The sequence below is a fragment of the Vibrio sp. OPT46 genome (genome assembly GCF_015163535.1).
In the GTDB taxonomy this organism is placed as follows: domain Bacteria; phylum Pseudomonadota; class Gammaproteobacteria; order Enterobacterales; family Vibrionaceae; genus Vibrio; species Vibrio alginolyticus.
Genome location: NZ_JADDYG010000119.1, coordinates 1 through 2,183, shown reverse-complemented (window position 1 = coordinate 2,183; position 2,183 = coordinate 1). Strand labels below are relative to the sequence as shown.

The window sequence follows — 2,183 nt, the reverse complement described above, 5'->3', positions numbered from 1 at the left end:
AAGCTCATCAGTGTGACCATTCCAGATTCGGTGACCACCATTGGTGAAGGGGCGTTTGCTGGTAACAAGCTCATCAGTGTGGCCATTCCAGATTCGGTGACCACCATTGGTGAAGGGGCGTTTGCTGACAACAAGCTCATTAGTGTAACCATTTCAGATTCGATGACCACCATTGGTGAGAGGGCATTTGCTGATAATGAGCTTACTAGTGTGACCATTCCAAATTCGGTAACCACCATTGGTGAGAGGGCATTTGCTGATAATGAGCTTACTAGTGTGAACATTCCAAATTCGGTGACCACCGTTGGCCAGGGGGCGTTTGCTGATAACGAGCTCACCAGTGTGACTATACCTAGTTCTTTAACTACCGTTGAGGATGATGCGTTTGCTCACAACAGGCTCACCAACGTGACCATTCCAGATTCGATAACCACCATTGGACATCGGGCCTTTTCTGGCAATGAACTCACCAGTGTGACTATCCCAGATTCCGTGAATATTCTTGGGTGGGAAGCATTTAGTTACAATAATTTAACCAATTTGATCATTCCAGATTCGGTGACCATTATTGGTTGGAAGGTGTTTAGTGATAATAAACTCACCAGTTTGACTATCCCAGATTCCGTGAACACTATTGAGGGGGCTGCATTTTCTAACAACCAGCTCATCAGCGTGACTATCCCGGATTCTGTGACCATTATTGGTAATGGAGCGTTTAATGGTAATGTAATATCTGCAGTTAACAATGCGGCATCAGATGGATTTATTTTTGCTCGTAATGATGATGGCACAGAGAACAAGAAGGTTGTCGTATCCTATGGTGGTTCAAGAAAAGGAATTGTTATTCCAGATTCGGTAAACACTATTGAGCGTGGCGCGTTTTCTGATAATGAGCTCACCAGTGTGACTATGCCTGATTCGGTGACGACCATTGGTGAAAAGGCGTTTGCTTACAACAAGCTCACCAATGTGACTATACCTTATTCAGTGAATACCATTGAGAATGAGGCGTTTCGGAACAACCGACTGACTAGCGTAACTATCCCAGATTCTGTGACCTCTATTGAGGATAGGGCGTTTAGTAATAATAAACTCACCAATTTGACCATTCCAGATTCAGTAAGAACTATCGGAGAGGCTGCGTTTTCTGACAACCAGCTTGTCAACGTGACCCTCTCAAATTCGTTGACTACTATTGGCTTAGGTGCATTTAATCGCAATGCACTATCCACAGTTAATAATGCACCATCAGATGGCTTTATTTTTGCTCGTAATGAGGATGGCACCGAGAATAAGAAGGTTGTTATTTCCTATGGTGGGGCAAGAAAAGAAGTTGTTATTCCTGATACGGTGACCATCATTGAGCGTAGGGCGCTTGCTAGCAGCGAACTAACCAGTGTGGTCATCCCAGATTCGGTTACCACCATTGGGCGTGAGGCGTTTGCTGGCAATGAACTTATCAGTGTGGCCATCCCAGAATCGGTTTCCACTATTAGCCATGGGGTATTTAGTAACAATAATCTCACTAGCGTAACTATATCAGATTCGGTAAATACCATTGCACCGGAGGCGTTTGCTGATAATAAGATCACTAAGGTGACTATGCCAAGTTCAGTGTCCTTCATTGGTTATAAAGCGTTCCGGAATAACCGACTTACCAGCGTAACTATCCCAGAATCAGTGTTCGATATTCAAAGTGAAGCGTTTGCTGGCAATGAACTCACCAGTGTGACTATTCCATCTTTGGCGACCCACAATGGTTTGATAGCGTTTGATGAAGGTGTAGATATTCACTGGTATTAACACTATTTTGTGTGCTGTTGCAATTTTAATATGTGGCAGTACACAAAGTTTTTGGAGAATGGTGTTTTCATCAGATGTTGTTTTTGAAGGCTCTCTTATGACGACAGAGGTCTACGTGCAACATCCTTGTCTAGGTATTTAAAGTAATGGTATTTAATAATCTGTATCTAAACAAAGCCTTTTTACTATTGCGATTTCGCTCATCGCACTAGCACTTCCAAACTCATGTTGCCGCACCTGTAGTTATTTGATAGTTGCTTATATTCAATTTTCCTAAAGACGTTAATAAGATGGTACGCCCCACACCTGCACTACACTCAGCTATGTCGCTGAATATTGGGAGGTGCCATCATGTCGGCAATCAAAGTTATTGGAATCGA

The 2,183-nt window shown here is 43.1% G+C and carries 1 protein-coding gene; it reads left to right on the top strand.

Going from position 1 to position 2,183, the window contains the following annotated elements:
• Positions 1-1,803, top strand: a 1,803-nt coding sequence (locus IQR33_RS05180) for a leucine-rich repeat domain-containing protein (RefSeq protein WP_193843572.1), incomplete at its 5' end; no start/stop codon positions are given.
• Between the last annotated feature and the right edge of the window lie 380 nt (positions 1,804-2,183).